Source organism: Jatrophihabitans sp. (genome assembly GCF_046262535.1).
Taxonomy (GTDB): domain Bacteria; phylum Actinomycetota; class Actinomycetes; order Mycobacteriales; family Jatrophihabitantaceae; genus Jatrophihabitans.
Map to the genome: position 1 here is coordinate 1 of NZ_JBHEMO010000104.1, position 7,114 is coordinate 7,114.

Sequence of the window (7,114 nt, forward strand, 5' to 3'; positions counted from 1 at the left end):
CATACGAGCTGGGTGTTCCACTTCCTGCATAAGCAGAAAGCGTTTCTTGCTCGATGTACCAAAGGAATCTCTTTCACGTTCCGACAATGCCGGACCGTGGACGAGAGTTGATAAATGGCACTAACTTTCGGCACGCTGTTGAGTTCTCAAGGAGCGGACGCACACCGTTACGACCCTTTCGGGGCGATCGGGGGCAACCCGAGATACGCTACCCGGTCAGTTCCGCAGGGTCAAACACGCCCCGCACTGCCCGGACTCCCACTTGGTCGGGGCGACTGTCGAGTAGAACTCGAGTGTCTGAGTGCCTCGTGCTTGGGGGAAAGCATTCGCCCGGCGCCACCTGGTCCGCACCGTGGAAAGCTTGGTGCGGCCCGTGTTCGTGGCTCCGTGTCGCGAACAAGGACAACATTAGTGAGCGCCCCCGGCGAGTGCAAGTTCCCGCCTGAAACGCTCTCAGCCCAGCATCTACGGGGGCTGCATCCGGCAGGCATCGCCGCCGAAGATCAACAACGGCGGGTGTGATTTCTGTGACCTGGGCCCCCCGCGCCTCCCGCCGACAGCCAACAGCGGCTAGACGAGCCGGGCGGCGCGTCGCTTACCGGAGGCGAGGACGGCAGCGGCCAGCTCGGTCCTGGGCACGTCGTAGCGCTTCGCCGGGAGAACAGCGCCGTCGATGCGCACGGCGCCGGCATCGATGTCGCGCCGTGCCGCGCTCGTACTGGCGGCGAGGCCGGCCGCGACGAGCACCGCCGGCAGGTGGACGGGATCGCCGTCCGGCAGCACGAATTCCGGTAAGTCGTCGGGGACCTCGCCCCTCTTGAACACCGCGTCGAACCGCCCCTCGGCGGCCGCGGCCTCGTCGGCGCCGTGGTACAGCGAGACGACGGCACGGGCCATCGCCCGCTTGGCGGCGTTGGCCGCCGCTCCCCCAGCGGCAACCTGGGCCTCGAGTTCGTCGACCTCGCGCGGGTGCAGTGCCGTGCAGAGCCGGGCGTAGAGCCCCACCACCGAGTCCGGGATGCTCATCAGCTTGCCGAACTGTTCGGCCGCCGGCTCGGCGATGGCGATGTAGTTGCCGAGCGACTTGCCCATCTTCTCGACGCCGTCGGTGCCGACGAGCAGCGGCACGGTGAGCACGGTCTGGGGCGCCCGGCCCCGCGAGCGCTGCAGTTCGCGGCCGACGAGGTTGTTGAACGTCTGATCGGTGCCGCCGAGTTCGATATCGGCGCGGACCTCGACCGAGTCGATGCCCTGCAACAGCGGGTAGATGAACTCGGACAGGCTGATCGGCTGCTTGGCGGTGAAGCGGCGCGAGAAGTCGTCGCGTTCGAGCAACTGGGCCACGGTCACCTGACGTGTGTAGTCGAGGATGTCGGCGAGGCTCATCCGGCCGAGCCAGTCGGCGTTGTTCACCACCTCCGTGCGATCGGCGTCCAGGATGCGCGTGAGCTGGTCGAAGTAGCCCTTGGCGTTCGCCACAACGTCCTCGGCGGACTGGGCCGCGCGTGTGGCTGTGCGGCCGGACGGGTCGCCCACCTGCCCGGTGAACCCCCCGACGACGAGTACCGCCGTGTGCCCGAAGTCCTGGAACTGCCGCAGCTTGCGGAGCACGACGGCGTGTCCCAGCGTCAGATCGGCGCCGGACGGGTCGATTCCCAGCTTCACCCGCAGTGGGCGGTTCTCGCGCTGCGCGGCGCGCAGGCGCTCGGCCAAACCGTCCGCGGGCAGTATCTGGGCCGCCCCGGACGCCAGCACCTCGTGCGCCTCGAGCAGGTCAGGCGGCAGGTCGAAGGTCTCGGGCTCGTCGGTCACGGGGCTCAGTCTGCCGGGCCTCCTAGAGCTCGTTGACGGCCACCCGCTTTGAACGTCGACACCGTCGGGTCGTCCTTCAGCGAAAATCGCCACGCTCGTTCTGTGGCGGCGCTGATCCCGACGCGGGGCCCGGCCACGACGGCCGGAGCGCGGCGGGCCGGACGGGATTCCAGGCGGACCGGCGAGGCGGGGTCGCACAGGTCCAGACCGTTCTGCTCGGCGCCGAAACCGAGGCAGGTGGCCAGTCGCGCCGGGCCGCGGCCCAGATCGACGTCGCGCCGCGCCGCCGGTCTCCGGGCTCGAGCCACGTCGATGCCTTCGACGATCTGGCCGGCCCGCAACAGGACGGCCGCGGCGACCCCGTCCGCCCCGCAGACGATGTTGGCGCACCAGTGCATCCCGTAGGTGAAGTAGCAGTACAGGTGTCCGGGCGGCCCGAACATCACGGCCGTGCGCGGCGTGCGCCCGCGAAAGGCGTGCGAGGCCGGGTCGTCCATTCCCTCGTAGGCCTCCAGCTCGGTGAGCCGGGCCGCCACCCGGACGCCGCCGACGTCGGAGACCACGACGGCGTTGAGCAGGCGCGGCGCCATGACCAGCGCGGGGCGCGCCAACCAGGCCCGGTCAACGGTCACCGGAGGCTCACTCGCCCGCCCACGCCGCCTGTTCGTGAACCAGAGCGGTGAGGTCGGCCAGCTGCTCGGCGACACGGTCGGGCGACGTGCCTCCGACCGCCGACCGCGCGCTCAGTGCACCGGGCACGGACAGGACGGCCCGGACGTCCGGCGTGAGCTGCGCATCCACCTGCGTGAGTTCGGCATCGCTGAGGTCGGGCAGGTCGACGCCGCGCTCCTCGCAGAATGAGACGAACGCCCCGCTGATCTCGTGGGCGTCGCGGAAGGCGACGCCCTTGCGCACGAGCCATTCGGCGACGTCGGTCGCCAGTGCGAATCCGGCCGGCGCGGCCGCGGTGAGCCGCTCGGTCTCGAAGTGGAGAGTGGCGATCAAGCCGGTCACCGCCGGCAGGAGGGTCAGCAACTGATCGACGGTGTCGAAGACCGGCTCCTTGTCCTCTTGCAGGTCACGGTCGTAGGCCAGCGGAAGACCCTTGAGCGTCGTCAGAAGTCCGGTGAGGTTGCCGATGAAGCGGCCGGACTTGCCGCGCGCCAGTTCAGCGATGTCGGGGTTCTTCTTCTGCGGCATGATCGACGAACCGGTCGACCACGCGTCGTCGAGGCGGACCCAGCCGAACTCCGGCGTCGCCCAGAGGATGACCTCCTCGCCGATGCGGCTCAGGTGCACACCCAGCAGTGCCGTCGCGAACAGGAACTCAGCGGCGAAGTCACGATCGGACACCGCATCGATCGAGTTCGCGGCCGGCCGGTCGAAGCCGAGTTCCATCGCGACCGCCTGCGGGTCCAGCGGAAGGGACGAGCCGGCCAGAGCCCCGGAGCCCAGCGGTGAGACGGCTGCTCGCCTGTCCCAGTCGCGCAGTCGGTCGACGTCCCGGGCGAGGGCGTGGACGTGGGCGAGGAGGTGGTGGGCGAGGAGGACCGGCTGGGCGTGCTGGAGATGGGTCATGCCGGGCATCGGCACGCCCTCGTGCGCTTGCACCTGTGCCATCAGGGCGGTCTCGAGATCGGCCACGGCGACCACCAGCTTGCGGACATGGTCGCGCAGGTAGAGCCGTAGATCCGTCGCCACCTGGTCGTTGCGGCTGCGCCCGGCCCGCAGCTTGCCCCCGAGCGCCCCGAGCCGCTCGAGCAGGCCCCGCTCGAGCGCGGTGTGCACATCCTCGTCGGCGACGGTGGGGCGGAACTCGCCGGTCCGCACCGTCTCGGACAGTTCGTCCAGGGCCAGCAACATCCGGGTGGCCTCGTCGTCGGTCAGCAGGCCGGCCGAATGCAGCACGCGGGCGTGCGCCTTGGACGCGCGCAGGTCGTACTGCGCGAGCCGCCAGTCGAAGTGCACCGACAGCGACAGCTTCGTCAGCGCGTCGGAGGGGCCACCGGCGAACCGGCCGCCCCACAGGCGGGTTCCCTCGGTCTCAGTCAACGCCTGACTCCAGGGCAGCGATGTCCAGCATGGTGTCGTCGGGCCCGACTCGTTCGTCGCCGGAAGGATTGGCGGCGATCTCCTCGGCGCCGCCCTCGCCCAGGCCGGCCGCCTCGAGTTCGTCGAAGAGGTAGGTGCGGCTGAGCTGTCCGCCCGACAGCGCGACGTACTGCTCGAGCTTCGCCCGCGAGTCGGCGATGTCGAGATTGCGCATCGTGAGCTGACCGATGCGGTCGACCGGCCCGAACGCCGCGTGCTCGGTCCGTTCCATGGACAGCTTGTCCGGGTGGTAGGACAGCGCCGGCCCGCGAGTGTCGAGGACGGTGTAGTCCTCACCGCGCCGCAGCCGCAGCGTCACCTCACCGGTGACCAGAGAGGCAACCCACCGCTGGATGGACTCGCGCAACATGAGCGACTGCGGGTCCAGCCAGCGGCCCTCGTACAGCAGCCGGCCGAGCCGGCGCCCCTCGGCGTGGTAGTTGGCGATCGTGTCCTCGTTGTGGATGGCGTTCAGGAGGCGCTCGTAGGCGATCCAGAGCAACGCCATCGCGGGCGCCTCGTAGATGCCTCTCGACTTCGCCTCGATGATCCGGTTCTCGATCTGGTCGGACATACCCAGGCCGTGGCGGCCACCGACTGCGTTGGCCTCGTTGACGAGCGCAACCGGATCGTCGTAGTCGACGCCGTTGAGGGCCACCGGACGGCCGGCCTCGAAGCGGACGGTCACGTCCTCGGTCTCGATCGCGACCGCCGGGTCCCAGAACTTGACGCCCATGATCGGCTCGACGGTTTCCAGCGAGACGTCGAGGTGTTCGAGCGTCTTGGCCTCGTGGGTCGCCCCCCAGATATTGGCGTCGGTGGAGTACGCCTTCTCCTTGCTGTCGCGGTAGGGCAGGTTCCGCTCAGTGAGCCATTGGCTCATCTCGGCCCGGCCGCCGAGCTCGGTGACGAAGTCGCGATCCAGCCACGGCTTGTAGATGCGCAGGCCGGGGTGGGCCAGCAGGCCGTAGCGGTAGAACCGCTCGATGTCGTTGCCCTTGAACGTCGACCCGTCGCCCCAGATGTGCACGTCGTCGCCTTGCATGGCCCGGACGAGCATCGTGCCGGTGACGGCGCGCCCCAGCGGAGTGGTGTTGAAGTAGGCGCGGCCGCCCGATCGGACGTGGAACGCACCGCAGGCCAGAGCGGCCAGGCCTTCCTCGACGAGCTCGCGACGGCAGTCGACCGCCCGGGCCAGCTCGGCGCCGTACTCCTTGGCGCGGGCCGGCACGCCGGAGATGTCGGGCTCGTCGTACTGCCCGATGTCGGCGGTGTAGGTGCAGGGGATGGCCCCCTTGGCCCGCATCCAGGCGACCGCCACCGAGGTGTCGAGGCCACCGGAGAACGCGATGCCGACGCGTTCGCCGACCGGGAGAGAGGTCAGGACCTTGCTCAAGAGAGTTGCGCTCCGATCAGACGGTGTGCGGCAGGGTCAGCAGGTGGTCGGCGAGCGCTCGTCCGCCGGCCGGGTTCCGGGCCACGACGAGGATGGTGTCATCCCCCGCGATGGTCCCGAGAATCTCGGGCAGGCCGGCGCGGTCGAGGGCGGACGCGAGGAACTGCGCCGCGCCCGGCGGAGTGCGGAGCACGACGAGGTTCGCACTCGCCTCGACCGACGTGAGCAGCTCGCCGATGAGACGGGCGAGGCGCTGGGGCGGAGCCTCGTCGCCGCGCCGGGCGGTCAACGGTGAGCCGTCCTCGGGCACGACGTAGACCGGCACCCCGCCGTCCGGCGTCCGCAGCTTGACCGCGCCGAGCTCGTCGAGGTCACGCGACAGGGTGGCTTGGGTGACGTGCACGCCGGCCTCGTCGAGGCGGGCGGCGAGCTCGGCCTGCGAGCGGACCGGCTGTTCGGCGAGGACGGCGATGATGCGGGCATGGCGGGCGGCCTTGCCCGTGGGTTCCAGCTTGGCCGCTCTCATCCGCTGTGCTCCACGAGGAACATCAGCAGCGCCTTCTGCGCGTGCAGCCGGTTCTCGGCCTCGTCCCAGACGACGCTCTGCGGGCCGTCGATGACTGCAGCCTCGATCTCCTTGCCGCGGTAGGCGGGCAGGCAGTGCAGGACGATCGCATCGCCGGCGGCCTGGGCGAGCGCCTCGCCGGTGATCGCGTACGGCCGGAAGGGCGCCTCCCGCTGCTCCTGCTCATCCTCCTGACCCATCGACACCCAGGTGTCGGTAGCAAGGACGTCAGCCCCGGCAAGGGCGCTTGCCGGATCGGTGGTGACGGTGACCGAACCGCCTGTCCGCTCGGCGATGCGCTCCGCGTCGGCCACGACCTTGGCGTCGGGGTGGTAGTCGGCCGGACCGGCGATCCGGACGTGCAGCCCCGCGCTCGCGCCGCCGAGCAGATAGGAGTGCGCCATGTTGTTCGCGCCGTCGCCGAGGTAGGCGAACGTGAGCCCGGCGAGACGGCCCTTGTGTTCGCGGATCGTCTGCAGGTCGGCCAGGATCTGGCAGGGGTGGAACTGATCGGTCAGCGCGTTGACGACCGGCACCGGGCTGACCGCCGCCATCTCCTCGATCCGCTCCTGGCCGTAGGTGCGCCAGACGATGGCGGCGACCTGGCGTGACAGCACGCGGGTGGTGTCGGCGATCGACTCGCGGACACCGATGCCGGCCAGCCGGCCGTCCACGGTTATCGGGTGACCGCCGAGCTCGGCGACACCGATCGAGAAGGACAGCTGGGTCCGCAGCGTCTGCTTGTCGAACAGAAGCGCAACGGACTTCGGGCCGGTCAGTGGCCGGTAGCGATGGCGGTCGGCCTTCATCTCGTCGGCCAGGTCGAGCACCTGGAGCAACTCTTCGGGGCTCAGGTCGTCGTCGCGCAGGAAGTGCCGGGTCACGTCGCCACCTCGGCGAGCGCGTCGTGAAGGAGTGGGAGAGCCTCGTCGACCTCGGCCTCGCTGAGGATCAGCGGCGGCGCGAGCCGGATCGCATTCGGCTTGACGGCATTGATGAGCAGGCCGCGCTTGCGGGCAGCCGCCTCGACCGCCGCCGCGTCGTCGCCAGCCAGCCCGAGGGCGCGCCACAAGCCACTGCCCCGCACCTCCCGGACGAGAGGGCTGTGAATTTCCTCGAGCCCGGACGCGAGGTGCTCACCGACGCGCTTTACGTTGTCGAGCAGGTGGTCGTCGGCGATGGTGCGGAGAACGGCGAGCGCTGCGGCGCAGGCGATCGGGTTGCCGCCGAAGGTGCTGCCGTGGTCGCCG

Annotated in this window: 7 protein-coding genes; all 7 read right to left on the reverse strand. The window is 70.0% G+C overall.

Features of this window, described 5'->3' with window-relative positions:
- Positions 1-570 precede the first annotated feature (570 nt).
- A complete protein-coding gene (tyrS, locus tag ABR571_RS14295) occupies positions 571-1,812 on the reverse strand; it encodes a tyrosine--tRNA ligase (RefSeq protein ID WP_409453874.1) in 1,242 nt (413 codons plus the stop codon).
- 5 nt (positions 1,813-1,817) lie between these two features.
- Positions 1,818-2,444, reverse strand: a complete 627-nt coding sequence (locus ABR571_RS14300; protein ID WP_409453875.1) for a DNA-3-methyladenine glycosylase — start codon at positions 2,442-2,444, stop codon at positions 1,818-1,820.
- Positions 2,445-2,451: 7 nt separating this feature from the next.
- Entirely contained in the window at positions 2,452-3,864 is a 1,413-nt protein-coding gene (argH, locus tag ABR571_RS14305; protein ID WP_409453876.1) for an argininosuccinate lyase, read from the reverse strand.
- A complete protein-coding gene (argG, locus tag ABR571_RS14310; RefSeq protein WP_409453877.1) occupies positions 3,857-5,299 on the reverse strand; it encodes an argininosuccinate synthase in 1,443 nt (480 codons plus the stop codon). The genes argH and argG overlap by 8 nt, the downstream gene beginning before the upstream one ends.
- 16 nt (positions 5,300-5,315) lie before the next feature.
- The gene (locus ABR571_RS14315; protein ID WP_409453878.1) at positions 5,316-5,825 is read right to left on the reverse strand and encodes an arginine repressor; all 510 of its coding nucleotides are present in this window, start codon (positions 5,823-5,825) and stop codon (positions 5,316-5,318) included.
- Positions 5,822-6,748, reverse strand: coding sequence for an ornithine carbamoyltransferase (argF, locus tag ABR571_RS14320; RefSeq protein ID WP_409453879.1), 927 nt, complete (start codon positions 6,746-6,748; stop codon positions 5,822-5,824). Before argF ends, ABR571_RS14315 begins: the two co-directional genes overlap by 4 nt.
- Positions 6,745-7,114: aminotransferase class III-fold pyridoxal phosphate-dependent enzyme (locus ABR571_RS14325; RefSeq protein ID WP_409453880.1), on the reverse strand; the 370-nt coding region annotated here is incomplete at its 5' end. The genes ABR571_RS14325 and argF, both read right to left, overlap by 4 nt.